Source organism: Vibrio breoganii, assembly GCF_001677275.1.
GTDB classification, from domain to species: Bacteria; Pseudomonadota; Gammaproteobacteria; order Enterobacterales; family Vibrionaceae; genus Vibrio; species Vibrio breoganii.
Window position 1 is genome coordinate 678,788 of the sequence record NZ_CP016177.1, and the last position, 24,607, is coordinate 703,394.

General features: G+C 45.1%; 24 protein-coding genes. 6 read left to right on the forward strand and 18 right to left on the reverse strand.

Annotation, left to right across the window (positions count from 1 at the left end):
- Positions 1–110 precede the first annotated feature (110 nt).
- The 3 genes from dinB to cspE all read left to right on the forward strand — a co-directional run bounded on the left by dinB (position 111) and on the right by cspE (position 2,516).
- The gene (dinB, locus tag A6E01_RS03185) at positions 111–1,208 is read left to right on the forward strand and encodes a DNA polymerase IV (protein WP_065209560.1); all 1,098 of its coding nucleotides are present in this window, start codon (positions 111–113) and stop codon (positions 1,206–1,208) included.
- A gap of 44 nt (positions 1,209–1,252) precedes the next feature.
- Positions 1,253–2,023 (forward strand): DUF2884 family protein, encoded by a 771-nt coding sequence (locus tag A6E01_RS03190; RefSeq protein WP_065209561.1) that lies wholly within the window; start codon positions 1,253–1,255, stop codon positions 2,021–2,023.
- A 283-nt stretch (positions 2,024–2,306) separates the two neighbouring features.
- Positions 2,307–2,516 (forward strand): transcription antiterminator/RNA stability regulator CspE, encoded by a 210-nt coding sequence (gene cspE, locus A6E01_RS03195; RefSeq protein ID WP_017029143.1) that lies wholly within the window; start codon positions 2,307–2,309, stop codon positions 2,514–2,516.
- Positions 2,517–2,808: 292 nt separating this feature from the next.
- Here the strand turns inward: cspE and A6E01_RS03200 are convergent, their stop codons facing one another.
- The 4 genes from A6E01_RS03200 to tsaA form a co-directional block, all read right to left on the reverse strand.
- A complete protein-coding gene (locus tag A6E01_RS03200) occupies positions 2,809–3,000 on the reverse strand; it encodes a DUF4250 domain-containing protein (RefSeq protein WP_065209562.1) in 192 nt (63 codons plus the stop codon).
- A 3-nt stretch (positions 3,001–3,003) separates the two neighbouring features.
- Entirely contained in the window at positions 3,004–3,207 is a 204-nt protein-coding gene (locus A6E01_RS03205; protein WP_017029145.1) for a YaeP family protein, read from the reverse strand.
- 93 nt (positions 3,208–3,300) lie between these two features.
- Positions 3,301–5,016: a proline--tRNA ligase gene (locus tag A6E01_RS03210; RefSeq protein ID WP_065209563.1), complete on the reverse strand. Its 1,716-nt coding sequence runs from the start codon at positions 5,014–5,016 to the stop codon at positions 3,301–3,303.
- Between the two features lie 82 nt (positions 5,017–5,098).
- Positions 5,099–5,797, reverse strand: coding sequence for a tRNA (N6-threonylcarbamoyladenosine(37)-N6)-methyltransferase TrmO (gene tsaA, locus A6E01_RS03215; RefSeq protein ID WP_065209564.1), 699 nt, complete (start codon positions 5,795–5,797; stop codon positions 5,099–5,101).
- Between the two features lie 351 nt (positions 5,798–6,148).
- Here tsaA and A6E01_RS03220 point away from each other — a divergent pair, with 351 nt between their 5' ends.
- Positions 6,149–7,738, forward strand: coding sequence for an AbgT family transporter (locus A6E01_RS03220; RefSeq protein WP_017029148.1), 1,590 nt, complete (start codon positions 6,149–6,151; stop codon positions 7,736–7,738).
- Positions 7,739–8,554: 816 nt separating this feature from the next.
- On the opposite strand, the gene A6E01_RS03225 is transcribed toward A6E01_RS03220, so the two are convergent.
- From A6E01_RS03225 to metN, 3 genes are read right to left on the reverse strand one after another with little or no spacing between them, the layout of a single operon-like run.
- On the reverse strand, positions 8,555–9,364 hold the full coding sequence (locus A6E01_RS03225; RefSeq protein WP_017029149.1) for a MetQ/NlpA family lipoprotein: 810 nt from the start codon (positions 9,362–9,364) through the stop codon (positions 8,555–8,557).
- A 28-nt stretch (positions 9,365–9,392) separates the two neighbouring features.
- Complete coding sequence (locus A6E01_RS03230) at positions 9,393–10,070, reverse strand: methionine ABC transporter permease (protein WP_017029150.1); 678 nt, start codon at positions 10,068–10,070, stop codon at positions 9,393–9,395.
- On the reverse strand, positions 10,060–11,094 hold the full coding sequence (gene metN / locus A6E01_RS03235; RefSeq protein ID WP_017029151.1) for a methionine ABC transporter ATP-binding protein MetN: 1,035 nt from the start codon (positions 11,092–11,094) through the stop codon (positions 10,060–10,062). Before metN ends, A6E01_RS03230 begins: the two co-directional genes overlap by 11 nt.
- A gap of 182 nt (positions 11,095–11,276) precedes the next feature.
- Between metN and gmhB the strand changes: the two genes are divergently transcribed.
- Complete coding sequence (gene gmhB / locus A6E01_RS03240; protein ID WP_065209565.1) at positions 11,277–11,834, forward strand: D-glycero-beta-D-manno-heptose 1,7-bisphosphate 7-phosphatase; 558 nt, start codon at positions 11,277–11,279, stop codon at positions 11,832–11,834.
- A gap of 51 nt (positions 11,835–11,885) precedes the next feature.
- Here the strand turns inward: gmhB and A6E01_RS03245 are convergent, their stop codons facing one another.
- Positions 11,886–12,485 (reverse strand): YitT family protein, encoded by a 600-nt coding sequence (locus tag A6E01_RS03245; RefSeq protein ID WP_017031160.1) that lies wholly within the window; start codon positions 12,483–12,485, stop codon positions 11,886–11,888.
- 324 nt (positions 12,486–12,809) lie between these two features.
- Between A6E01_RS03245 and glyA the strand changes: the two genes are divergently transcribed.
- Positions 12,810–14,060 (forward strand): serine hydroxymethyltransferase, encoded by a 1,251-nt coding sequence (glyA, locus tag A6E01_RS03250; protein WP_017029154.1) that lies wholly within the window; start codon positions 12,810–12,812, stop codon positions 14,058–14,060.
- A gap of 51 nt (positions 14,061–14,111) precedes the next feature.
- Here glyA and A6E01_RS03255 read toward each other — a convergent pair whose 3' ends face one another.
- From A6E01_RS03255 to mrdA, 10 genes are all read right to left on the reverse strand, one after another.
- Positions 14,112–14,606 carry a M48 metallopeptidase family protein gene (locus A6E01_RS03255; protein WP_065209566.1) on the reverse strand — a complete coding sequence of 165 codons (495 nt, stop codon included), beginning with the start codon at positions 14,604–14,606 and terminating at the stop codon, positions 14,112–14,114.
- Between the two features lie 112 nt (positions 14,607–14,718).
- Entirely contained in the window at positions 14,719–15,048 is a 330-nt protein-coding gene (locus A6E01_RS03260) for a hypothetical protein (protein ID WP_017029156.1), read from the reverse strand.
- 611 nt (positions 15,049–15,659) lie between these two features.
- On the reverse strand, positions 15,660–16,685 hold the full coding sequence (locus A6E01_RS03265) for an IS110 family RNA-guided transposase (protein WP_065209567.1): 1,026 nt from the start codon (positions 16,683–16,685) through the stop codon (positions 15,660–15,662).
- A 542-nt stretch (positions 16,686–17,227) separates the two neighbouring features.
- On the reverse strand, positions 17,228–18,193 hold the full coding sequence (gene lipA / locus A6E01_RS03270; RefSeq protein WP_017029157.1) for a lipoyl synthase: 966 nt from the start codon (positions 18,191–18,193) through the stop codon (positions 17,228–17,230).
- Positions 18,186–18,899 (reverse strand): lipoyl(octanoyl) transferase LipB, encoded by a 714-nt coding sequence (lipB, locus tag A6E01_RS03275; protein ID WP_017029158.1) that lies wholly within the window; start codon positions 18,897–18,899, stop codon positions 18,186–18,188. The genes lipA and lipB overlap by 8 nt, the downstream gene beginning before the upstream one ends.
- A gap of 150 nt (positions 18,900–19,049) precedes the next feature.
- Positions 19,050–19,319: a DUF493 family protein YbeD gene (gene ybeD / locus A6E01_RS03280; protein WP_017029159.1), complete on the reverse strand. Its 270-nt coding sequence runs from the start codon at positions 19,317–19,319 to the stop codon at positions 19,050–19,052.
- Between the two features lie 175 nt (positions 19,320–19,494).
- A complete protein-coding gene (locus tag A6E01_RS03285) occupies positions 19,495–20,676 on the reverse strand; it encodes a serine hydrolase (protein ID WP_017029160.1) in 1,182 nt (393 codons plus the stop codon).
- Between the two features lie 120 nt (positions 20,677–20,796).
- Positions 20,797–21,588: a septal ring lytic transglycosylase RlpA family protein gene (locus A6E01_RS03290; protein WP_017029161.1), complete on the reverse strand. Its 792-nt coding sequence runs from the start codon at positions 21,586–21,588 to the stop codon at positions 20,797–20,799.
- The gene (gene rodA / locus A6E01_RS03295; RefSeq protein ID WP_017029162.1) at positions 21,588–22,709 is read right to left on the reverse strand and encodes a rod shape-determining protein RodA; all 1,122 of its coding nucleotides are present in this window, start codon (positions 22,707–22,709) and stop codon (positions 21,588–21,590) included. Before rodA ends, A6E01_RS03290 begins: the two co-directional genes overlap by 1 nt.
- Positions 22,706–24,607 (reverse strand): penicillin-binding protein 2, encoded by a 1,902-nt coding sequence (mrdA, locus tag A6E01_RS03300; protein WP_065209568.1) that lies wholly within the window; start codon positions 24,605–24,607, stop codon positions 22,706–22,708. Before mrdA ends, rodA begins: the two co-directional genes overlap by 4 nt.

The window sequence follows — 24,607 nt, forward strand, 5'->3', positions numbered from 1 at the left end:
AGCATCTACCTATTGGATGTGATGTTTATTAGATCAATTTTTAATTGATTGAACAGATAAGGTAAGCAAATAGTTTTTGAACAGGGCAAAGAGTAGGTTAAAATGACTGTATGCCTAAACAGTACTCTAATGATTTGCCACAACGAAAGATCATCCATATTGATATGGATTGTTTTTTCGCAGCGGTAGAAATGCGTGACTTTCCCGAGTATCGAAATCGTCCACTCGCAGTGGGCGGAAGTGAAACACAGCGGGGCGTATTGAGCACCTGCAATTATGAGGCTCGCCGATTTGGTATCCACTCTGCTATGCCTACCGCGCAGGCGAAAAAATTGTGTCCTAATTTATTGGTAGTACCTGGCCGCATGCAGGTGTACAAAGAGGTTTCAGCACAAATTAGAGCTATCTTTGCTCGCTATACGCCTATCATAGAACCATTGTCGTTGGATGAAGCCTATCTGGATGTCACGGATAGCTCATCATGCAATGGGTCTGCCACCTTGATTGCTCAGTCTATCCGGCGCGATATCGAATCAGAGCTTAATCTAACCGCGTCAGCCGGGATTGCTCCTATCAAGTTTTTGGCTAAGGTGGCATCGGATTTGAACAAGCCTAATGGGCAGTATGTGATACCGCCCAATCAAGTTCAGGAGTTCATTGACAGTATGCCTCTGCAAAAGATACCGGGAGTAGGCAAGGTTGCATTGCAAAGACTGCATCGTACGGGTCTCTATCTTGGTGAGGATGTGCGTAAAGCTAACTATCGCGATCTGTTAGTCCGACACGGCCGATTGGGCGCCTCGCTTTGGAAGCGTTGCCATGGTGTCGACAATCGCAGTGTGCAGGTTTCTAGAGAGCGCAAGTCAGTGGGCGTCGAGCGAACCTTTACTAAAAACATCGAGACCCTTGGGCAGTGTTGGGAGGTGATAGAGCAACGACTTTATCCCGAGCTACAACGTCGCTTAGACAAGGTGGGTGGAGAGCACGTACGTCCCATTACCAAGCAGGGCATTAAGGTTAAATTTGCTGACTTTCAACTGACAACCATTGAAACCGGTTCCAATAAGTTGAACTTAGCGGCCTTTTATCCTTTGCTAGAAGAAGTCTTATTGCGTCAACAAGGTCGTGAGATTCGCTTGTTGGGCTTGAGTGTCATGTTGCAGCCAGAAGCTCAAGCGAAGCAGTTAAGCTTATTGGATAACGAATAATTTGGCTGTAGAGTAGTCGGATATCATTTAACAAGGAATTATCAATGATAAAGCGCATTACCTCGAGTATTTTAGTCGGGTCACTACTGGTTGCTCCGGCACTTCAAGCGCAGGCGCTAGCGGACTATGAGTCTTGTAATGTCGATTTGAACAACGAGCTGCACCTAGATGGAAAAGAGGTAGAGATCATCGACCGTGAGGGTCACAGAGCGGTATTTGAAGCGAAAGGCCTCGTTATTGATGGTGAATCTATTCCTTTGAGTAAAGAGCAGCAGAAGCTACTTGACCACTACAGAGTGCAATTGAACAGCGATATCCCCAAAGCTCGTGAAGTGGCACTGTCGGGTGTGGATCTGGCGAATGAGGTGCTTGATGATGTATCGGCTAAGTTCAACGACACCGATGCGTTTGATAATGTGCGTCAAGCCATCGATGATTTTTACGCAAAACTAGAGCAGCGCTATTATCAAGACGGAGAATGGGTGTTAAAGCCTAATGCCTTCGGCAATATGTTCGATAATTGGCAGCAAGATTTTGCCGATGCTCGCGAGGTTTTCAATAGTGAGTTTTTTGCCAGTGCCTTTTCGGTATTGCAGGAAAAGCTGGCATCAGAAGACGGAATCAATTTTACAGAGCTTCAGAAACAGCTCAACGATCTCAAGGTTTCAGTAGAGAAAAAACTCCAACAACACTCTTCAGAAATTTCGGAGAAAGCCCAAGATTACTGTGATTCAATGGGTAAATTAGCCGAAGAAGAGCAGTCTTTGATTAAAACTATCCCGGAATTGGAAAATTATCAGCTGTTCAATATTTGAGCTATATTTTAGTGGTTTCAGTGACTTGTAAGTTTTGTTACTTTTAACTAAGTAAATATCTGCAGATAAACTCAGAAAAACGTTTACAAAGCTTTAAACTGCTGTAGCATATGACTCGCTTCGTAAGACAAAGTTGTTAGAAAAATTAAGCAAAAGCAAGTTTCAAATTTTATTGTAAAAAGTAAAGTAGTGTTTTCTGTTTTTCCCTTAACTTAATGGCTAAAGTTTGCGAAGTCGTCACATTGGTGACATACGATTAATCTTAAATACTAAGGGACATAACATGTCAAAGACTACTGGTACAGTAAAATGGTTTAACGAAGAGAAAGGCTTCGGTTTCATTTCTCAAGACAACGGCGGCGCTGACGTATTCGTTCACTTCCGTGCTATCGTTTCTGAAGGCTTCAAAACTCTTTCTGAAGGCCAAAAAGTATCTTTCGAAGTTGAGCAAGGTCAAAAAGGCCCTCAAGCTTCAAACGTTACTACTATCTAATTTTAATTAGATTAAAAGTTTCTGAAAAGCCCGCTGTTTACAGCGGGCTTTTTTTTGTCTTAAATTTACTGCAACCCTCCACGCTTCCCTCTCTTCTCAAAGCACGATAGAAACTCTAATTGATATCTAGAGTATTAACGATCATATCGACTTCAAACGGCTTGTAAGGAAAATAAACGCTCTATAGGCATGAGCGTTCACTAGAGGACTTATAGTGGTATTGGCGAGCTAGAGATAAAATAAAGGTAGCCAATCTCAGCTACCTTTTTAAGAATTTGATGGGGAAGGGGGCTTATCTAAATTGCTTTGCTTCAGGTAGCCACTCGAAGCCGCCCGTTGCCAATTTCTCTATGAGCTGCTGTTTATCGATCTCAAAGGTTTTCACTAGCGCATCTAGGTCGCCATTGAAGTCGTCACGCAGTTTCATATTGATGATGCTCATTAGCATCACAACATCCATTGTTTGATAGTTGGCGAGATTCATGAGTTAGTCCTCGAAATCTGAGATCAACAGGTTTGCAGCGGCGAAAGCTGCGCGGTCACGGGTTTCTTTAGGCAGGCTAGTGTCCGCAGCTACATCATTGAGTGTTTTTAGTGCACAAGTAATAGCTTGTGGGATGTAGCCTTGGTCACCACTGCCAATTTGGGCATAGAGTTCGCGAACGAGGTCACAGCAATCGTAAATTTTCATTATGTTTCTCCAAAAATGAATAAGGCAGCCGAGGCTGCCTTTATTAGAATCTGTTTTTCCCCTTCCTAGAAAGGGGAATCAAAGCGTAAAGGCTTACTTAATCAGACCTTGAAGGTGCGCAACAATGTTGTCCATCTCTACCGGTACTTTCTCACCGTCACGACGGCTCTTGTACTCAAAGTGGCCATTGTCCATGCTACGGTCACCAATAACCACAGTATGAGGAATACCGACAAGCTCGATATCCTTGAACATTACGCCTGGGCGCTCTTTACGGTCATCAAATAGCACTTCGATGCCCTGAGCCGTTAGGTCAGCGTATAGCTTCTCTGCTGCTTCTTTAACTCGCTCAGATTTGTGCATGTTCATTGGAACAATAGCGACTTGGAAAGGTGCAATTGCTTCAGGCCAGATGATGCCGTTGTCATCGTGGTTTTGCTCAATCGCTGAAGCAACAACACGAGATACACCGATACCGTAACAACCCATCTCTAGGATTGTGCTCTTACCATCAGGACCAAGCACGCTGCAGTTCATCTTATCTGTGTAGGTTGAACCGAGTTGGAAGATATGACCCACTTCGATACCACGCTTAAGGTGAAGTACGCCATTGCCACATGGGCTTGGATCGCCTTCTACTACGTTACGCAGGTCTTCAACTTGACCAAGTTCAACGTCACGACCCCAGTTGATGCCAAAGAAGTGCTTGTCATCGATGTTTGCACCCGCACCAAAGTCGCTCATTGCAGCAGCGCTACGGTCAACAATGAATGGCAATTTCAGGTTCACTGGGCCAAGAGAGCCAGGGCCTGCACCAATGATTGCACGGATTTCTTCTTCCGTTGCCATTTCTAGTGGAGACGCTACTTGAGTCAGGTTTTCTGCCTTCACTTCGTTTAGCTCGTGGTCACCACGAATGATAAGGCCAACGAGCTCAGCATCCACTTCTTCAGAAGCCTTAACAAACAGAGTCTTAACCGTTTTCTCGATTGGTAGCTCAAATTGCTCAACGAGTTCTGCGATAGTTTTCGCGTTTGGCGTATCAACTTGCGTCATCTCTTGAGTTGGAGCTGCCAGTTCACCTGTTGGTGCTAGCGCTTCTGCTTTCTCGATGTTTGCGGCATAGTCAGATTCGCTAGAGAAGGCGATTAAGTCTTCACCGCTTTCTGCAAGTACGTGGAACTCGTGAGAGTTACTGCCACCAATAGCGCCTGTATCAGCAAGTACCGGACGGTAATCAAGGCCCATACGGTCGAATGCTTTACAGTAAGCTTCATGCATCGCTTCGTAAGACTTTTCTAGGCCCGCTTTATCGATATCAAAGCTGTAAGCGTCCATCATACTGAATTCACGTGCGCGCATTACGCCAAAGCGAGGACGTCGCTCATCACGGAATTTCGTTTGGATCTGATATAGGTTCAGCGGAAGTTGTTTGTAAGAACTTACTTCGTTACGAACGATGCTAGTAATCACTTCTTCGGCTGTTGGGCTTAGGACAAATGGACGGCTATGGCGATCAGTAAAGCGTAAAAGCTCTGGTCCCATTGTTTCAGAACGGCCTGTCTCTTCCCAAAGTTCGAACGGTTGAACAACGGGCATTAAAGTCTCAACAGCACCTGCATTGTCGATTTCTTCACGAACAATGTTTTCCACTTTACGCAATACACGTAAACCTGTGGGTAGCCAAGTGTATAGGCCTGAGGCAAGTTTACGAATCATACCTGCACGAAGCATTAGCTGGTGGCTAATTACTTCTGCGTCGTTTGGCGTTTCTTTCAATGTAGAAACTAGGTATTTACTGGTACGCATTGATGCTTTCCGTTGTATATGTATATAGAGGGAAGGGTTTATAACCCTAAAAAATAGCTCCCTATAATACCAGTGTATTGCCTTATGCTAAAGGGGCAATATCAACCACTTGAATGCCGTCGTCATTGGCTGAAAAACGGACATTCCATTCAAATAAATGTACGGCATACACCTTAGAGTCTGGCTTGCCTTTCTTATACGCAGGCCTTGGATCTTGTGACAAGATCTCCGTTAATGCTTGTAGACGGTATTCATGGTCTGAGTGTTGCATGAGTACGCCTTTCGCTGGCTCGCTAAATTGAACGGTGACTGGAATGGGTGGGGCTTCCGCATAACCGCCTGTGGCGTCAGGAATGCTATCGGAATAGGGGATATAAGGTTTTATGTCGATGATGGGGGTGCCATCCACTAAATCGACATTACCAAGCTTAACTACGACCTGTCCGTTTCTTATTTCAACATCTAATAATTCCACCGCCGACATACCAATTGCATTGGGTCTAAAGGTTGAGCGACTGGCAAATACACCCACTCTTTCATTACCCCCAAGGCGAGGAGGACGTACAGTAGGTTTCCAACCTGCTTCTATATTCTGATCAAACAGAAACAGCAGCCATAGATGTGAAAACTGTTTCAGTTCACGAACGGCCGCTTCGGTATTTGCTTCGCCTTTTAGGTGCAACTCTGTGGTGACACTAGGCGCCAAATTTGGCTGTCTAGGGATAGCAAACTTTTCTTTGTAGGGGGTGTGAATGGTGCCTATTGGTGAAATTGCGTGCATTTTTTTGGTGTTCCTAAATGATTTTCCCGAGTTAAATGTACGCAGAATGTATGCTCTGCGTCACTTTTTTACAAACAGTGGCAATTGAATAGATTGGAGTTTGTAAGAAGATGTTAATAATCCTTACCCTTTATTCCATATAAGTTTTTCGCTCAATATCTCCTAATTATTGACCTTTTTTAACCTTTTTTTGACACATTTGCTCGGTTTCTAAAGGCGTAACTGCCTTTTCAATTGTGTCGTACTAGGGTATGTTTCCGGCTCCTTTTTGCTGCGTTAGGGAAATAACGTGCCACAACCTGCGGGTTGAGGGGCAAAAAGAGAGATAAAAATAATTAAAGGAGAACTCAGATGAGCACATCTGCTTCACAAACACAACAACCGCCTAAAAAGCCGTTATTCACTCGTTTTCTGGATGGCGTCGAATACCTAGGCAACCTATTACCACACCCAATCACTTTATTTGCTATTTTTTGTGTGGCAATTTTAGTTCTGTCTGGCATTGCTGGATATTTTGATGTTTCTGTTATGGATCCTCGTCCAGAGGGTGCAGCAGGTCGTAGCGCCGATGGCGTTATCAAAGTCGTTAGTCTTCTAAATGGTGAAGGTCTGCGTCTTATCGTTACTAACCTCGTAACTAACTTTACCGGTTTTGCACCTCTAGGTACGGTTCTAGTAGCAATGCTTGGTGTTGCTATTGCTGAGCACTCAGGCATGCTTTCTGCAGCAATGCGTGGCTTAGTAATGAACGCTTCTCAGCGTATGGTTACAGTAACGGTTGTATTTGCGGGTATCATCTCTAACACAGCTTCTGAGCTGGGTTACGTGGTTCTTATCCCTCTTGCAGCTATGCTTTTCCACTCATTAGGTCGTCACCCTCTAGCTGGTCTAGCTGCCGCTTTTGCTGGTGTATCCGGTGGTTACTCTGCAAACCTTCTCATTGGTACGGTTGATCCACTGCTTTCTGGTATCACTGAAACAGCAGCACAAATGATCGACCCAACGTACTCTGTAGGTCCTGAATCAAACTGGTACTTCATGTTTGTTTCTACCTTCTTCATTGCAATCACAGGTGCATTTGTAACTGAAAAGATTGTTGAGCCAAAACTTGGCAAATATAACGATGAAGAAGCGGCTGAAGATTTATCTAATGACAGCATGGGTTCTTTGAAGCCTGAAGAAAAACGCGGCCTTAAGATGGCGGGTCTTGCTGTTCTTGCAGTAAGTGCACTGATTGCACTGACAGTTGTTCCTGAGTGGGGCGCACTACGTCACCCTGAGACGGGTCTAGTTTCTGGCTCTCCATTCTTGAAGAGTATCGTAGCCTTTATCTTTGTATTCTTTGCTATCCCTGGCTTTGTTTATGGTCGCGTTGTCGGCACAATGAAAACTGACCGTGATGTGATTGATGCAATGGCTAAGTCAATGTCTTCAATGGGTCTATACATTGTTCTGGTATTCTTTGCCGCTCAGTTCGTTGCTTTCTTCAAGTGGACAAACTTCGGTCAAGTATTCGCAGTAGCAGGTGCAGACTTCCTACAGACTATTGGCCTAACAGGTCCAATGCTGTTCTTCGCATTCATTCTAATGTGTGGCTTCATTAACCTGATGATCGGTTCAGCGTCAGCTCAGTGGGCTGTAACAGCACCAATCTTCGTTCCAATGCTTATGCTTGTTGGCTACGCACCAGAGACGATTCAGGCGGCTTACCGTATCGGTGACTCGACCACTAACATCATCACTCCAATGATGAGTTACTTCGGTCTTATCCTAGCGGTTGCGACTCGCTACATGAAGAATCTAGGTATAGGTACGCTGGTAGCAACCATGCTCCCGTACTCAATCTGCTTCTTGTTTGGTTGGTCTATCCTGTTCTACCTATGGGTATTCGTATTTGGTCTACCAGTAGGTCCAGGTGCAGCAACGTTCTACACGCCTTAGTAGAAACGTTAGAACTTGATGAAAAAAGTGGTCAGCATATGCTGACCATTTTTTTATCTGGAGTTTCGCAACGAGCAACTACCAACTTTCCGTATTGACTCCCTGTCGCCTCATTGCCAAGTCAGATTAACCTACCTATCGCGCTAGATGCACACTGCAAGATTAGATTGAAGAATGGTTATTGAAGTGGATTCATATGGACTAAGCGGCTAGCCGTAAGCTGTCAGCTACAAGCTGCAAGACACAAGCCTGAGGTTCGTGCGTGAGTATTGGTTTCTGACAGGTTATATAGCTTATTAGATCTATTTTTTAGTGTTGGTGCATTTAAGTAAGTGCCGTCGCTGAGGTTTTTTATTGGGAGCCTCTTATAGCAATAGATACGCAACCAGTGTGCTGGCCCAGAAAAGTACTCAGGCAGGGCGAAACCCTTTAGCCCGGCTTATGACTAAGAGGTATGTCATACCTAGCTATGTGCACACTAAGATCCTGAATCAAGTTCAGGATGACGCCATTTAACTTGAAGTGTATAGCCACAATCAAACTAGAAGCTAGAAGCTAGAAGCTAGAAGCTAGAAGCTAGAAGCTAGAACCTAGAAGCTAGAAGCTAGAACCTAGAACCTAGAACCTAGAAGCTAGAACCTAGAAGCTAGAACCCAGAACCCAGAACCCTGCTCCCAATGCCAAACGACTCACTGTACGGTGACGTTACTGAATTAAGGCGTACATAGCCTGTTTGAGGCGATTTTAGGGCATAAAAAAACCGCCACTACGAATTGAAGTGACGGCTTTTTGAAGGGGAAGTTGAAGGAGTGTGGTTTACCAACCCTTAACTACACCACCTTTAAAGATGTCAGAAGCTGCGTTGTACACTTCTTCTGTTTGGTACGCTTTTACAAAGTTCTGTACGTTTTCAGCGTTTAGGTTTTCTTCACGCGAAACGATAAGGTTTACGTATGGAGATTCTTTGTCTTCAACAAAGATGCCATCACGCTGTGGTGTTAGGTCGATAGAACTTGCGTAAGTGGTGTTGATGATTGAAAGCGCTACGTCGTCTAGAGAACGAGGTAGTTGTGCTGCATCAAGTTCAACAATAGTGATGTTCTTAGGGTTTGCAGTGATATCACGAACCGTCGCCAGTAGACCTGCGCCTTCACGTAGCTCGATGATGCCTTGTTGCTCAAGAAGAAGAAGTGAACGGCCAAGGTTAGTTGGGTCGTTTGGTACTGCAATGCGTGCGCCTTCTTCTAGCTCGTCAACAGACTTGATTTGCTTAGAGTAACCCGCAATAGGGTAAACAAAGGTGTTGCCTGCGATAGCTAGCTTGTAGCTACGATCAGCGATCTGCTGGTCTAGGTAAGGCTTGTGTTGGAATGCGTTTACGTCCACTGAACCATCATCTAGGGCTGCGTTTGGTGTTACGTAATCTGTGAAAGTCACTAGCTCAACGTCAAGGTCGTACTTTTCTTTAGCAACCTTAGCCGCTACTTCTGCAACCTGTGCTTCAGCACCTGCCATTACGCCAACCTTGATCTTGCTTAGGTCTTGTTCTTTATCGCCACAGCCTGTTAGGGCCAAAGCTGATGCTGCAATCGCAACGGTAAAAATGTTCTTTAGGCTAAATTTCATAACTATCTCCGTATAATTTTTTTAATTCTTATCTGTGGTCAACTTTACGAACCAGTGCGTCACCCACAGACTGAATGATTTGCACTAATACAATAAGCATTACAACTGTCACTGCCATGATCACAACATCGTAGCGGTGGAAGCCGTAGCGAATAGCAACATCACCCAAACCACCACCGCCCACAGTGCCCGCCATAGCTGAATAGCTAACTAGGGTAACCAGTGTGATAGTGACTGAGTTGATGATGGTAGGTAGCGCTTCTGGAAGCAGTACCTTGTTAATAATTTGCAGCGGTGTTGCGCCCATTGATTGTGCGGCTTCTACTAGGCCACTTGGCACTTCAAGCAGTGCACCCTCGATAAGGCGAGCCACAAATGGGATAGCGCCAATGGTTAGCGGCACGATAGCGGCGGTTGTGCCGATAAAGGTTCCGATAAGAAGCTTGGTAAAAGGGATAATTGCAACCATAAGCACAAGGAACGGCACGCTTCGGCCTACGTTGACAATGGCGCCTAAGATGGAGTTCAAGCGCTGGTTTTCCAGCAAACCGCCACGTTTAGTGGTGTGAAGGACTACGCCTAGAGGAATACCCACTGCGAAACCGACAATGCCAGAAAAGCCTACCATGTATAGGGTTTCCCAAGTTGCCTTTAATAAAAGTCCGCTATTTAGATTGAACCAATCAGCTAGCACATCATAAGACATAGCCAAGCACCTCTACTTTTACATTGTTGTCTTTCAGGTATTGAATCGCTGCATTGTCGGCTTCTTCATCACCGAAGAATTCTGCCACCATCATGCCGAATTTAACGCCACCGGCGTAATCCAGATCTGAGCTTAGAATTGAGATATCAATATTAAACTTACGAGTGATTTGACTGATCACTGGCGCATCCACACTAGCGCCGGTAAATTCCAGTCGCACTAACGGGTAGCTTCCTTCTTTGCGCTCAGTGAGAAGGCGTGACTCGTAATCTTCTGGAATAGAAAGGTCTAGGGTTGAGCGAATAAACTGGTGCGCAAGCTCTGTCTTCGGGTGAGCAAAAATGTCACCAACCGAGCCCTTCTCAACAAGTTCACCGCCACCAATAATGGCCACCTCGTGACAGATGTTCTTCACTACATCCATCTCGTGGGTGATGATAAGGATCGTGATGCCGAGTTGACGGTTGATGGTTTTAAGTAAGCCAAGGATCGATTGAGTGGTTGCTGGATCAAGTGCACTAGTCGCCTCGTCACAAAGCAATACTTTAGGGTCACTTGAAAGTGCACGTGCAATCGCAACACGCTGCTTTTGTCCGCCACTCAGGTTGGCAGGGTAGGTATCGCGCTTATCGCTAAGACCCACTAAGCCCAATAGTTCAGTGACTTTATTTTCAATAGTTTGCTTATCTTTACCCGCGAGCTCTAGAGGTAGAGCAATATTTTCGAATACAGTGCGAGAAGAAAGAAGATTAAAGTGCTGGAAGATCATGCCGATGTTACGGCGCGCTTCAGAGAGCTCTTTCTTAGATAGCTTGGTAAGGTCAACACCATCCACGATGACTTCACCGCTAGTAGGTGCTTCTAGCATGTTAACGCAACGAATTAGAGTGCTTTTGCCTGCACCAGAAGAACCAATCACACCAAAGATGTTGCCCTTGGCGATGGTTAAGTTGATATCTTTCAAGGCGCTGATAGCGGTTTTTCCTTGATAGAATACCTTGTTAACTTGCTTAATCTCTATCATCAAATAGCCTGCATGATTAGGTAGAGGAGTTTAAATCTTGCAGAGATGCTAGATATTTCATTGACCCAAGTCAATAGATATTTTTACGTCTAGACGTCTAAACGCCAAATCAAGGGTGCGAGTGGTAACAAAGCATGCGATAATCGTTACCATCTTTATGAAGCAGAGCAGAGTAGTTACCCGTGCCTAAAGTAGCCGTTTTTTTAGATCGTGATGGTGTTATTAATGTTGATCATGGCTATGTACATGATGAGCATGATTTCGAATATATCCCTGGCGTTTTTGAGGCAACCAAGAAGTTGCAGCAGATGGGGTATCTATTAGTCTTGGTCACCAATCAATCTGGAATAGCGCGCGGCAAATTTAGCGAAGAGCGATTTGAGTCTTTAACGCAATGGATGGATTGGAACTTCTCGGACAATGGCGTTGAACTTGATGGCATCTATTACTGCCCTCATCACCCTGAACACGGTATTGGTGATTACAAACAAGATTGTGAGTGCCGAAAACCTAAGCCTGGCATGTTTATCTCGGCCAGAGATTTTCTGAAGATTGATATGCAAAACTCCATCATGGTTGGAGATAAAGCGGAAGATATGATGGCTGCAGAAGCCGCTGGTGTGGGCACTAAAATCTTGGTGCGTACAGGAAAGCCGGTCACTGAAAAGGGTGAGGCGATTGCCAGCGTGGTGTTGGATAGCATTAAGGAAGTGCCAGACTATTTAATCGACAGAAAATAGCGCACAGCAAGATAATAAAGGCTTTGAATTATTCAAAGCCTTTTTTGTATGTTATCGGTATTGAACGGTGTAGCGGGTTGGCTTGTGGTTCATCCATAAAATCAGGTTGATGAACACAGCTGCAAGAATAGACCACGCTATCAGTGTCAAAGGGATGAAATAGAGCGAACATATCAAAATAGAAGTATCAAACAACAGCTGCGTTTTGCCCACCGAGATGCCCATCTTATCTTGGATCACCAAACACAATACATTTGAGCCACCTAAGCTGGCACGGTGACGGAACAGAACCAGTAAGCCTAATCCTATAAACGTGCCGCCGGCAATGGCAGCAAAAGCAGGCGTGAGCAGTTCAAAGCGCACAACATGGTGCAGGTTGTCAGCCATCACCGATACCAATGAAACACATATCACGCTGTTGATAGTAAAGCGCTTACCAAGACGAAACCATGCCAAGAAATAAAAGGGGATATTGACCAAGAAGTACATGGTACCGAAGCTAAGGTCGATAAATTGCGTAAACAGCAACCCAAGACCTGCCGTCCCACCCACAATCATGGATGAAGATTTTAAAAAATAGATCCCAACTGCCACTAGTAGAGTACCAGTAAATATAGCAGCGCAATCCTCGAGAAAGCTATGTTTGTTCATTGTACTTAACCTTGCAGATTCAGCCGCGAATAGTATAGGAAAACTGTGCTTTACCGAACTGTTTGCGCAACTTTTTTGTTAACAGCGTGTAATTTTTGATTTACACAGTGTAAAGTTGAGGCCTTCAAAAAAGAGAATCCCAGATAGGCCTTTATTCTGTTGGTTATTTAGGCGAATATACCTACAGAAAACAGGGACAAAAAAAATTTGTGATACGAATTTATTTCGGTAAAATGCCGCCATTGCCGTGACGAAAACGTTTGCTTTTGGTCATTGTGTGGTTTTTTTAGCTATTTACAGTTTAATCTGAGTCAGGAGATACAGATGCTAAAGCGTGATATGAACATCGCTGATTACGATGCGGACCTATTTGCCGCAATCCAAGAAGAGACAGTGCGCCAAGAAGAGCACATTGAGCTTATCGCTTCAGAAAACTACACAAGCCCACGTGTAATGGAAGCTCAGGGCTCTCAGTTAACTAACAAGTATGCTGAAGGTTACCCAGGCAAGCGTTACTACGGTGGTTGTGAGTACGTTGATAAGGTAGAAACTCTAGCTATCGAGCGTGCGTGTGAGTTATTTGGTGCTCAATACGCGAACGTTCAGCCTCACTCAGGCTCTCAAGCAAACAACGCAGTATATATGGCACTACTGAATGCTGGCGACACAGTATTGGGTATGAGCCTTGCTCACGGCGGTCACCTGACTCACGGTTCTCCAGTTAACTTTTCTGGTAAGTTGTACAACATCATTCCTTACGGTATCGATGAGAAAGGCCAGATTGACTACGAAGAAATGGAAGCTTTGGCGGTTGAGCACAAGCCTAAGATGATCATCGGTGGTTTCTCTGCATACTCTCAAGTATGTGATTGGGCTCGTATGCGTGAAATCGCAGACAAAGTTGGCGCTTACTTCTTTGTTGATATGGCGCACGTTGCAGGTCTTATTGCTGCTGGCGTTTACCCGAATCCAGTTCCACACGCTCATGTAGTTACAACAACGACTCACAAAACTCTAGCTGGTCCTCGTGGTGGTTTAATCCTTTCTAACGAAGGTGAAGACCTTTACAAGAAATTGAACTCTGCGGTATTCCCTGGTGGTCAAGGTGGTCCTCTAATGCACGTTATCGCTGGTAAAGCAGTAGCGTTCAAAGAAGCACTAGAACCAGAGTTTAAAGAATACCAAGCGCGCGTTGTTGCTAACGCAAAAGCTATGGTTGCTGAGTTCTTAGCTCGTGGTTACAACATCGTTTCTGGCTCTACAGAAAACCACCTATTCCTTGTTGACCTAATCGACAAGGATATCACTGGTAAAGAAGCGGATGCGGCTCTTGGCGCAGCTAACATTACAGTGAACAAGAACTCTGTACCAAACGACCCTCGTAGCCCGTTTGTTACTTCTGGTATCCGTATCGGTTCTCCTTCAATCACTCGCCGTGGTTTCACTGAAGAAGACGCGAAAAACCTTGCTGGCTGGATGTGTGACATCCTAGACAACATGGGTGATGAGTCGGTAATTGAAGCGACTAAAGCTAAGGTACTAGAAATCTGTAACCGTAAACCTGTTTACGCATAAGATTAAAGGAGCCTGAATGATAAAAGCGAGCCTAATGGCTCGCTTTTTTGTTTATTGGTTCTCTAGATACATCATGAACAGTCGAGCATCTAGCTCAAGCTGATGGTAATCAGGTTCCATATGACAACAAAGTTGATAAAAGGCTTTGTTGTGTTCTTTTTCTTTCAGATGCGCTAATTCATGCACGATCAACATTCGTAGCAATGGCTCTGGTGCATCCTTGAATACATTTGCGATACGAATTTCATTCTTTGATTTTACCTTACTCCCTTGAACGCGATTCACGTAAGAGTGCAGGCCCAATGCATTGTTGATGAGGTGGATCTTGTGGTCGTAAATCACCTTGCTTAACGGGGCCGATTTTTTCAGAAAACGATTTTTAATTGCCATTGTATATTCAAACAAGGCCTTTTCGCTTTTGATGGTGTGCTTGGTAGGGTAACGCTGCTCAAACCATGCGTTTAGCTGCCCTGACTCTACAAGTCGGGTGATAGGCGTGACTATGTGTTCGGGGTAGCCCTGAATGTATCTCAGTGAAGGGTTCATCGTATTCCAAAGCAATAACAGAAGTGCCCAATTCTACCCAATTCCTAATGCCTAAAGAATGGATTTATTGAGCTCTTCTATATTCAATGCTTGATGATAGATAACTTGGCAGTTAACCGCCTTTGTTGATACTCAGCTGCGTGCCTGATTTACAACGGAATGTATAGTAGCGACGGCTTTCGCTAAATTTAGATAGCCCTTCGCCTGAGCAGTAATCGATATTGATGTCGCGCATAACCTCTAGGGTTTTTTCATTATCTAGAGCGAACTTAGACCCATCCGCACAAATGATACGAACCTTGCCATCATCACTCACCGAGTAGAGTGAGACCTCGGTGTTACACAGTTCAAATGATGCTTCTAAGTAGTTGTCTTCTTGAGTGTTTCTATCTGCGCAGCCCCACAAAAACAGAGCTGACAGCGCGCATAATAACAGTCGCATTAAACGACCTCCCTTATTTATGACCAGTCCTAGCTTTAATCATAATGGGCTTAGCGTAGAAAGCAAAAAACCACTGCAATGTGTGGGTGTTTATTTGGGAGTTTTGAGGTTTGTCGCAATTGGGGGAGTGCATTAACTTGCGAGGTTTGCTTAACAAGGCGTCATTCTGGAAAACTCGAGGAGTTTATCCAGAACCTTAGGGAGTGCGATATTGAGATTGTGCACACTAAGCTCCTAGATAGTTGCAAGCAACTTCTAGGATGACAGTGGTGTTGTGCTTATTTCAAATCGCAAGGTTCGCCATAGACCAAAACGTGTCATTCTGGAAAGCTCGCAGAGTTTATCCAGAACCTTGGAGAGTGCGATATTGAGATTGTGCGCTCTAAGATCCTTATATGGACCCCCTCGGTAAATCAACAAAGAATTTGGAAAACAAGTATAGATGCGCACTTATATACGGGCTTTATTGAGGAGCTACCTCGCCCTAAAATGTAGTCGCACCAGTAGGCTATTTCTCGATATCGGCAAGTCTACTGCCTCGAATCTTATCTAGCTCATACTGGTCGGTCTTACCTGTCTTACATCGCTCTTCGTTGACTATGCTCGGTCTATCATGACAATTTAATTGGCTGATAGTCCGAATCATTCTTTAATAAAGCATAAGCGGTTCGAACGGTTTTGTTCGCTAAAGCAATTGCAGCGATCTTTTTTCCTCGCCGTTCGACTAGCGCTTGTAACCACTGCTCTTTGTTTGTTGTCGCTGGACGGTTTAATACATGAGTGATAACGGAAAGCGCTCCTTGAAATAAAACTGAACGAAGTCGCTTATCCGCACTGTACTTAGATATATGTCCAATACGCTCTTTCCCGCCGGAACTGTTCTGTTTAGGTGTTAGCCCTATATTAGCGGATGCTTCTCGGCCATTAGAAAAGTTTTCACCTCGCCCTAATCGTAACGCTAACCCTAGCGCCCCGACCCCTTCTAGCTTCATCAGCTTTTTGCAAATATGATGCGACTTAACCAAAGATTCGAGCTGCCTATCTAGTTCTTGCAAGTGTTCAATTTGGCACAATAAATGTGACCATGACCTGTGTAGCGCCGTTCTAAAACTATCAGGTAAAGAGTTATCAGCATCTTCTAGGATGAAAGGGATTTCCTTTCTTAACTTAGATAGGCCTTGCGGTAGAATAACTCCGAACTCAGCTAATACTCCTCGCATCTGGTTACTTTGTGCGACTAGTTGAACCTTAGCCAAGTGTCGCATACGCTCTAACGATTGAAGTGCCTGCTCCTCAGTTGAGTGAATATGAGTACCATGGATGTGCTCTTGCTGTGCTGCAACACCAATGGCTAAAGCATCATTCCTATCTGTCTTTTGCTTGGTTTGAAATGCTTTTACGGCTCTGGCGTTGATGACTTTTACAATGTGGCCTGCGCTAATTGCGAATCGAGCCCAGTAGTGTGCACTGCCACAGGCTTCCATAGCCACGAGGGCTTGTTTTTCATTTATCAGAATTTCTTTGAGTTTTGCTCGACTGACTTCGCGGTTGTAAATGACTTTTCCGTTAGGGCAGAGTTTGCAAACTTGGAATACATTCTTTGCTAAATCAATAGCTAATAGATTAGGCTTAGTCATGTATGGGCTCCTTTGGCTAATCTTTAGTCGGATTAAGACCGTAGCTCCTCAAGGAGAGGGAGTCCATACATCTAGATAGTTGCAAGCAACTTCTAGGATGACGGTGGTGTTGTGCTTGTTTCAACTTGCAAGGTTCGTCATAGACCAAAACGTGTCATTCTGGAAAACTCGAAGAGTTTATCCAGAACCTTGGAGAGTGCGATATTGAGATTGGTGCGCGCTAAGATCCTAGAGAGTTGCAAGCAACTTCTAGGATGACAGTGGTGTTGTGCTTATTTCAAATCGCAGGGTTCGTCATAGACCAAAACGTGTCATTCTGGAAAACTCGAAGAGTTTATGCAGAACCTTAGGGAGTGCGATATTGAGATTGGTACAATCTAGAGCCCAGAGCCCAGAGCCCAGAGCCCAGAAACAAGAATCCAGAAACGAAAACCTAGAGAGTTGCGGGGCAACCTCTAGGTTTGTGGAATACAAAGTATCGCTGGTGGGGAGATCCCAGATAAAGCAACGCTTTTCTGGGATAAAAAATCCTAGGGGATTTTTTACTTAACTTCCTCACCCTTTGCTTGTAGGTCTGCGTGGTATGAAGAGCGTACGAAAGGGCCACAGGCTGCGTGGGTGAAGCCTAGCTCTAGTGCAATCTCTTTTAGCTCGTCGAACTCTGCTGGTGGAACGTAGCGTTCTACTGGCAGGTGGTGGCGGCTTGGTGCTAGGTATTGACCTAGAGTTAGCATGCTTACGCCGTGCGCTCTGAGATCCTTAAGCACTTCTACGATCTCTTCTTTCGTTTCGCCTAAGCCCATCATTACGCCAGACTTAGTTGGAACGTCAGGGTGTTGTTCTTTGAATTTCTTCAGAAGTTCTAGTGACCACTTGTAGTTAGCTCCAGGGCGTACACGACGGTACAGGCGTGGCGCTGTTTCTAGGTTGTGGTTGAACACATCCGGCGGATTTAGCTTAAGCTCTTCTAGGGCTTTATCCATACGACCACGGAAATCTGGAACCAGAGTTTCAATGCGAATGTTTGGGTTAAGCTTGCGGATCTCTTCATTACAGTCAGCAAAGTGTTTAGCGCCGCCATCACGCAGATCATCACGATCCACTGATGTGATTACCACGTACTTTAGCTTCATGTCTTTGATGGTTTGAGCCAGCTTTTGTGGTTCGTTGGTTTCCGGAGCAACCGGACGACCATGGGCTACATCACAGAAAGGACAGCGACGAGTACAGATAGCACCTAAGATCATGAAGGTCGCTGTACCGTGGTTAAAACACTCTGCTAGGTTAGGGCAAGAGGCTTCTTCACATACCGAGTTCAGGTTGTTTTTACGCATAGCAGACTTAATGTCTTGAATGCGCTGGCTATCAGCAGGTAGCTTAATCTTCATCCATTCAGGCTTACGAAGGACTTCGCTGCGTTCAACTGGAACTGACTTAGTAGGGATCAGCGCCATCTTATCAGCGTCGCGATATTTGACGCCTTTTTCCATTTGAATTGGTTTACTCATAGCTTTCTGTCATTTCTATTACGTCTGTGTAATCCAGTAAGGCACTTAATTCCTTAACCAGAATACCTTGAATGTTTGCACGCTGATCATCGGTTGTGAAATCAGCGACCTGAACCATTTCCATACCGGCATAACCACAAGGGTTGATGCGTAGGAAAGGGGAGAGATCCATATCTATATTCAGAGCTAATCCGTGAAAGGAACAACCTTTGCGGATTCGAAGTCCAAGGGAGCAGATCTTTTTACCCTCTACATACACGCCAGGAGCATCTGGACGGGCAGCAGATTCGATACCGAGCTTAGCAAGGGTTTGCACCACGGTGTTCTCTATATGAGTTACCAGTTCACGCACCCCTAAACCGCGTCGACGCAAGTTCAGTAGGAAGTACACCACCATTTGGCCTGGGCCGTGATAGGTTACCTGACCGCCGCGATCACTTTTTACCACAGGGATATCACCGGTATTAAGGAGGTGTTCCTCTTTACCCGCTTGGCCTTGCGTAAAAACAGGATTGTGCTCAACAATCCATACCTGATCGACGGTATTCTCGTCGCGCTCATCGGTGAATCGGTGCATTCTCTGCCATATTGGTTCGTAATCTTGACGACCAAGATGGTGGATCTCCAATCGATCACTGAGTAGCGATGAGGTTGCGTTTGCTTGTTTCTCTGTATCGTTAGGCAATTCGTTACTTCCCTGAATCATCTATATCGAAGTACGCACATTACTAGCAACGTGAGGTTATTTCTACTAGAAAAAGGCGAATTAATACTATTTGTATTACAAAAAATGGTGCTCAAAGATGCACCACTTTTAAGATCAACGGCTTACAACTTAACAGTTAAGTCTTGGCGGTTATAACACGACGCGAACGATTTCAATATCACTGAGTTCTTTGTACAGTGTTTCAACTTGCTCGATAGAGGTAGCTGTAATGGTTACCGAAACCGCGTTGTACGTACCTTTACCACTTGGAGTGATTTTAGGGCTGTAGCTACCAGGTGCGTGGCGTTGGATCACTTCCAAGATGAGATCTGGCAGTTCAGGCTTTGCGTAACCCATTACTTTGTAAGTAAATTGGCACGGGAACTCCAACAGGTCTTTTAGTTTTGGTTGCTCTTGCATGGTTGCGACTCCAAATGGAAATAGTGTAAATAAGGGCCATTTAAGGCGCGAATGTTACTTTGATTGAACTAAAAACTCAATATGAGGTTCCATTGCCTGTATTTCAAGCTAGCGATAGATAAAAAAGAAGCTGCTATAAAGCAGCTTCTTTTCACATTAACTTAAGCGAAAACGCTTAGAACCAGCTCTTAAAGAGCAGTACCAAATAGTCGATAAGTCGACTGAATAGGCCACCTTCATCAACACTTTCTAGAGCGAGCAGTGGGTATTCAGCGATGTCTTCACCATCGACTTGATAGAATACTCGACCTACAACATCGCCCTGTGCGATTGGCGCTTTGAGTTCTTTATCTAGCACAAAGCTCGCTTGTAGGTTCTTCGCTACGCCACGTGGAAGCGTCACATAGGTATCTTCAGCTAGACCCAATTTAACGGTGTCTTGGCTACCCATCCAGATTTTCTCTTCAGCAAACACTTCGCCTTTTTTATGAGGAGCGACTGTTTCGAAGAAACGGAATCCATAGTTCAGCAGTTTTTTGCTTTCTGCTTTACGAGCATTAGCACTCTTAGTACCCATAACGACCGCAACAAGGCGCATTTGGCCTTCTGTGCCAGAGCTCACTAGGCTATAACCCGCATTGCTAGTGTGGCCAGTCTTGATGCCATCAACGTTCATGCTTTTATCCCACAATAAACCATTACGGTTGTACTGAGTGATGCCGTTGTAGGTGTACTGCTTCTCTGCGTAGAGTGCATACTCATCAGGCACGTCACGGATAAGGGCTTTACCTAGTAGAGCCATGTCGTATGGAGTTGAATATAGGTTATCGTTATCAAGACCGTGGACGTTGGCAAAGTGTGAGTTATCCATACCTAGCGATTTTGCCCAAGCGTTCATGAGATCAACGAAGGCATCTTCAGAGCCAGCAACGTGCTCAGCCATTGCAACACAGGCATCGTTACCAGATTGAATGATGATGCCGTGGTTAAGCTCGTCAACCGTGACAGTTGTGCCCACTTCGATGAACATCTTTGATGAATCTGGGAAATTTTTCGCCCAAGCATTCTTGCTGATAACAACTTCATCATCTTTAGAGATGTTGCCACGCTTTAGCTCTTGGCCAATAACATAGCTGGTCATCATCTTGGTTAAGCTCGCTGGATGAAGCTGAGTATTCATCTCTTTCTCAGCCAATACCTTGCCTGAGTTGTAATCCATCAGTACATAGCCTTTGGCTGCAATCTGTGGAGCATCCGGTAGCACGATAGGTGCGGCCTGAGAGGTCGCTGCAAAAGCAACTGAGGCAAACGCACTCGTTACGGCGAGAGATTTAAGTGATTGGGTGATAGTTTTCATCTTTTCCGTGTAATGTCCAAATTGAAGGCAAAACTTTTTGTATAGTAGCAGAATCAAAAGTCTAGACCAGAGAAACTACCATAATGCTTGCCAAAGTGTGAATTTTAATCCGCGCCCGATCTACTCAGGTTTATGCTTTTTAATAAAGGCGCTCGGATGTCCATTTTGTTGTAGTTTCTCTAGGAGCTGCTTAGCTTCGATGGCGTCAGCAATTGGACCAATAAAGATTCTATTGATGTCATCCTGTTTTTTTACATAACTTGGCTGCTCATACTCTTCAGTGAGTTTGTTGGACAGCTTCTTCGAATTGGTTGCATTTCCAAGGCTCGCTACTTGAATCACATAGCTTGGGTGAGCATCCGATTTTGTGTTGTTGCCAGCCTTTGGTTTAGTCGTAATAAACTCTATTTCGACATTCGCCACGCCAGTTTGCACTACTCCAAGTTTAGTAGCTGCCGCATAGCTCAGGTCGATAATTCGCCCCTCATGAAATGGCCCCCTGTCGTTGACGCGAACAATGGCCGTTTTGCCATTGTCGACATTGGTGACTTTGACATAACTTGGAATAGGAAGATTTTTGTGAGCAGCACTCATGGAATACATGTCATAGGTTTCGCCATTTGAGGTCAAATGCCCATGAAATTTTTTGCCGTACCAAGAGGCCTTTCCCTTCTCTTTAAAACCCTCAGGGTTATTTATCACAGAATAGGATTTACCACGTACAGTGTAATCTTTGTTTCCACCTAGGCTATAAGGTTCGTAGCGTGGAGTCGCATCCTCGATATGGTTCAAGGAGATCGGTGAGTCGGGCGGGACATCTTGTGCTATTGCATAGCGATCTTTGTCCGATCCTGAACATCCAGCAATGATTGTCAGAGCTGCGCCCAATCCTAGGGTTGTCAATATTCGCATTAGTTTGCCTTCGAAAGCATTTTTCTATGAGTTTGGATGGACATTAATATGCCAAAGCCTGCCATTAAGGTCACCATTGAGGTGCCGCCATAACTGATTAATGGCAAGGGTACGCCCACTACGGGCAAAATCCCGCTCACCATACCAATATTTACAAAGATGTAAACGAAGAAACTCAGTACCACGCTACCTGCCATCATTCGACCAAAGGCCGACTGGGCCTGACTAGCGAGATACAAACCTCGACCAATAATGAAAAGATAGACAGTGAGCAAGAACATGACGCCAATCAGTCCCCACTCTTCGGCAATAACGGCAAAGATGAAGTCAGTATGGCGCTCCGGTAGGAACTCTAGTTGTGATTGGGTACCTTGCAGCCAACCTTTACCGGTTAAACCGCCAGAACCAATCGCAATCTTACTTTGGATAATGTGATAGCCCGCACCTAGGGGATCGGACTCTGGATCAAATAGGGTTCTAACGCGCACCTTTTGGTATTCACGCATCAAGAAAAACCACAGTATCGGCACGAACGCCCCCACCGCTAGAGCTGCCGAGAGGATGATATTCCAGCTAATTCCCGCTAGGAAAATCACGAAGATACCGGAAGCTGCGATCAAGATTGAGGTACCCAGATCGGGCTGTTTAGCGATCAATATTGTGGGTAACATAACCAAGATTAAGGAGGTTGCGAGAACCCTAAAGCTTGGCGGAAGAGGGCGGTTACCTATGTATCTCGCGACCATGAGTGGTACAGCCAGTTTCATTAATTCAGAGGGTTGAAAGCGTACAAAGCCAAGATTAAGCCAGCGTTGAGCTCCTTTTGATGCCTCACCAAAGAAGAGCACTCCTAACAATAGGATGAGCCCTCCAGTGAACAGCAATGGAGCGAGTGTCTCATAGGTCCTTGGGGTGATTTGAGCCATGATAACCATGACCCCTAGCGCTAATATCATGCGCATCATTTGACGTTCCATCATGGCGAGATTTTGGCCACTGGCGCTGTACATGATCACCAGAGAGCACCCCATCAGGATCAGAACTCCAAAGATCAAAGGAAGGTCAAGGTGCATACGCTCAAACAGTGAGCGGTTTTTGCCTGTTTCAGGATCTAGTTTCATTCTTCAGGCTCGATATAGTCATAAGTTGGGTTTAACAAAATATGGTCAAAGATCTGTCTTGCCACTGGTGCACCATGAGTTGAACCGCCACCCGCATTCTCTAGAACTATGGTCAAAATTACCTGAGGATTATCGTATGGCGCGAATCCTGTGAACAGAGCGTGATCTCGCAAGTGTTCAGCTATCTCGTCAGCATCGTATTTTTCATCTTCCGCGAGTCCAAATACCTGTGCCGTTCCCGATTTACCGGCGCTCTTGTATTTCATGCCTGCAAATGCGCGGCGGGCAGTGCCTCGTTTACCATGGTTAACCAAGTACATGCCGTGCTTGGCAATGGTCCAGAATTCCTTCTTCACTCCAGTGATGGGTGGATAAAGCTCTGGCTGTTTAAACTCTTCCACTGTGCCATTATGCTCAACGGGCTTGATGGTTGAGCGAAGGATCTGCGGTGCCATTACCTTGCCTTCATTGATCAATACCGAAGTAGCTTTAGCAATCTGCATTGGGGTTGCTGTCCAGTAACCTTGACCTATGCCGACAGGAATTGTGTCCCCTTGATACCAAGGTGCGTTATGTCTGGCACGCTTCCATTCACGTGTCGGCATGTTGGCTTTGCTTTCTTCATAGATATCGATGCCAGTGTAGTCACCAAAACCAAACTCTTGCATCCATTTAGAAATACGGTCGATGCCCAAGTCATAAGCTATTTGATAGAAGAAGGTATCCACCGACTCTTCGATGGCTTTATTAATATCAACTTCACCATGCCCCCAACGTAACCAGTCTCTAAACGGTCGAGTTTTGGAATTTGGAATACGCCAATATCCAGGGTCGTTACGTGTTGTGGTCGGGGTAATCACCTTTTCCTGTAACGCGGCCACTGCAATGAAGGGTTTTACTGTCGATGCAGGAGGGTAAATACCTAACGTGGCACGGTTTACCAGCGGGCGATTAATATCACTGAGTAGCGCTCTATAATCTTTGCCTGAAATGCCGTGAACAAAGGAGTTAGGGTCATAGCTAGGGCTAGATACCATAGCCAGCACCGCATCAGTATGAGGCTCAAGGATAACCGCGCTGCCTCGACGACCATCCAGAAGCTCGAACAAATAGCTTTGTAGCTTAATATCGATGTTCAGAACGATATCTTCACCCGGAGTAGGTGGTTCATATTTTAGGGTACGAATGACGCGGCCGCGGCTATTGACTTCAACCTCTTGGTAGCCCGGTTTGCCATGCAAGAGATCTTCGTAGTACCGCTCGATGCCTAACTTACCAATATCATGTGTCGCTTGGTAATCCTGCACCTTATCTTCGCGGGTTAAGCGCTGTATATCGCGATCATTGATACGGGAAACATAGCCGAGAACGTGGGTCAGGATCTCTCCATAAGGATAGAAACGTTTTAGGGTAGCGTTGACTTCTACGCCTGGAAACTCATGCTGATGAACAGAGAAGATAGCGACCTGTTCTTCTGAAAGTTGCCCAAGTAGTGAGACTGATTTAAAACGTCTAGAACGCTTACGATCTCGCTGAAACCGCTCTACTTGCTCTTCCGAAATAGCGGGCAGCAGTTGCTGAAGGCTAGAAATCGTTTCATCAAGGTTGGTGACCTTTTCAGGGGTGATTTCTAGGGAAAATACGGGTCTATTCTCGGCTAAAACAATGCCATTTCTGTCGTAGATCAAGCCACGGTTGGGCGCGATAGGTACGACTTTGATACGGTTATCGTTAGAGCGAGTTTGGTAGTCTTGAAACTGATTAACCTGAATATGGTACAGGTTAACGATAAGCAGACCGATGAGTACAAGGATGCCAATGAAGGCAACCAAAGCGCGGTTGCTAAAAAGACGAGTCTCGAGTTTATGGTCTCTAAAGTGAGAGCGCTTACGCATCAT

Excerpts from the sequence above, each read along its gene's own strand:
- dinB (WP_065209560.1), top strand. The coding sequence starts at position 111 with ATGCCTAAACAGTACTCTAATGATTTGCCACAACGAAAGATCATCCAT.
- A6E01_RS03190 (WP_065209561.1), top strand. The coding sequence starts at position 1,253 with ATGATAAAGCGCATTACCTCGAGTATTTTAGTCGGGTCACTACTGGTT.
- cspE (WP_017029143.1), top strand. The coding sequence starts at position 2,307 with ATGTCAAAGACTACTGGTACAGTAAAATGGTTTAACGAAGAGAAAGGC.
- A6E01_RS03200 (WP_065209562.1), bottom strand. The coding sequence starts at position 3,000 with ATGAATCTCGCCAACTATCAAACAATGGATGTTGTGATGCTAATGAGC.
- A6E01_RS03205 (WP_017029145.1), bottom strand. The coding sequence starts at position 3,207 with ATGAAAATTTACGATTGCTGTGACCTCGTTCGCGAACTCTATGCCCAA.
- A6E01_RS03210 (WP_065209563.1), bottom strand. The coding sequence starts at position 5,016 with ATGCGTACCAGTAAATACCTAGTTTCTACATTGAAAGAAACGCCAAAC.
- tsaA (WP_065209564.1), bottom strand. The coding sequence starts at position 5,797 with ATGCACGCAATTTCACCAATAGGCACCATTCACACCCCCTACAAAGAA.
- A6E01_RS03220 (WP_017029148.1), top strand. The coding sequence starts at position 6,149 with ATGAGCACATCTGCTTCACAAACACAACAACCGCCTAAAAAGCCGTTA.
- A6E01_RS03225 (WP_017029149.1), bottom strand. The coding sequence starts at position 9,364 with ATGAAATTTAGCCTAAAGAACATTTTTACCGTTGCGATTGCAGCATCA.
- A6E01_RS03230 (WP_017029150.1), bottom strand. The coding sequence starts at position 10,070 with ATGTCTTATGATGTGCTAGCTGATTGGTTCAATCTAAATAGCGGACTT.
- metN (WP_017029151.1), bottom strand. The coding sequence starts at position 11,094 with ATGATAGAGATTAAGCAAGTTAACAAGGTATTCTATCAAGGAAAAACC.
- A6E01_RS03245 (WP_017031160.1), bottom strand. The coding sequence starts at position 12,485 with ATGAACAAACATAGCTTTCTCGAGGATTGCGCTGCTATATTTACTGGT.
- glyA (WP_017029154.1), top strand. The coding sequence starts at position 12,810 with ATGCTAAAGCGTGATATGAACATCGCTGATTACGATGCGGACCTATTT.
- A6E01_RS03255 (WP_065209566.1), bottom strand. The coding sequence starts at position 14,606 with ATGAACCCTTCACTGAGATACATTCAGGGCTACCCCGAACACATAGTC.
- A6E01_RS03260 (WP_017029156.1), bottom strand. The coding sequence starts at position 15,048 with ATGCGACTGTTATTATGCGCGCTGTCAGCTCTGTTTTTGTGGGGCTGC.
- A6E01_RS03265 (WP_065209567.1), bottom strand. The coding sequence starts at position 16,685 with ATGACTAAGCCTAATCTATTAGCTATTGATTTAGCAAAGAATGTATTC.
- lipA (WP_017029157.1), bottom strand. The coding sequence starts at position 18,193 with ATGAGTAAACCAATTCAAATGGAAAAAGGCGTCAAATATCGCGACGCT.
- lipB (WP_017029158.1), bottom strand. The coding sequence starts at position 18,899 with ATGATTCAGGGAAGTAACGAATTGCCTAACGATACAGAGAAACAAGCA.
- ybeD (WP_017029159.1), bottom strand. The coding sequence starts at position 19,319 with ATGCAAGAGCAACCAAAACTAAAAGACCTGTTGGAGTTCCCGTGCCAA.
- A6E01_RS03285 (WP_017029160.1), bottom strand. The coding sequence starts at position 20,676 with ATGAAAACTATCACCCAATCACTTAAATCTCTCGCCGTAACGAGTGCG.
- A6E01_RS03290 (WP_017029161.1), bottom strand. The coding sequence starts at position 21,588 with ATGCGAATATTGACAACCCTAGGATTGGGCGCAGCTCTGACAATCATT.
- rodA (WP_017029162.1), bottom strand. The coding sequence starts at position 22,709 with ATGAAACTAGATCCTGAAACAGGCAAAAACCGCTCACTGTTTGAGCGT.
- mrdA (WP_065209568.1), bottom strand. The coding sequence starts at position 24,607 with ATGATGCGTAAGCGCTCTCACTTTAGAGACCATAAACTCGAGACTCGT.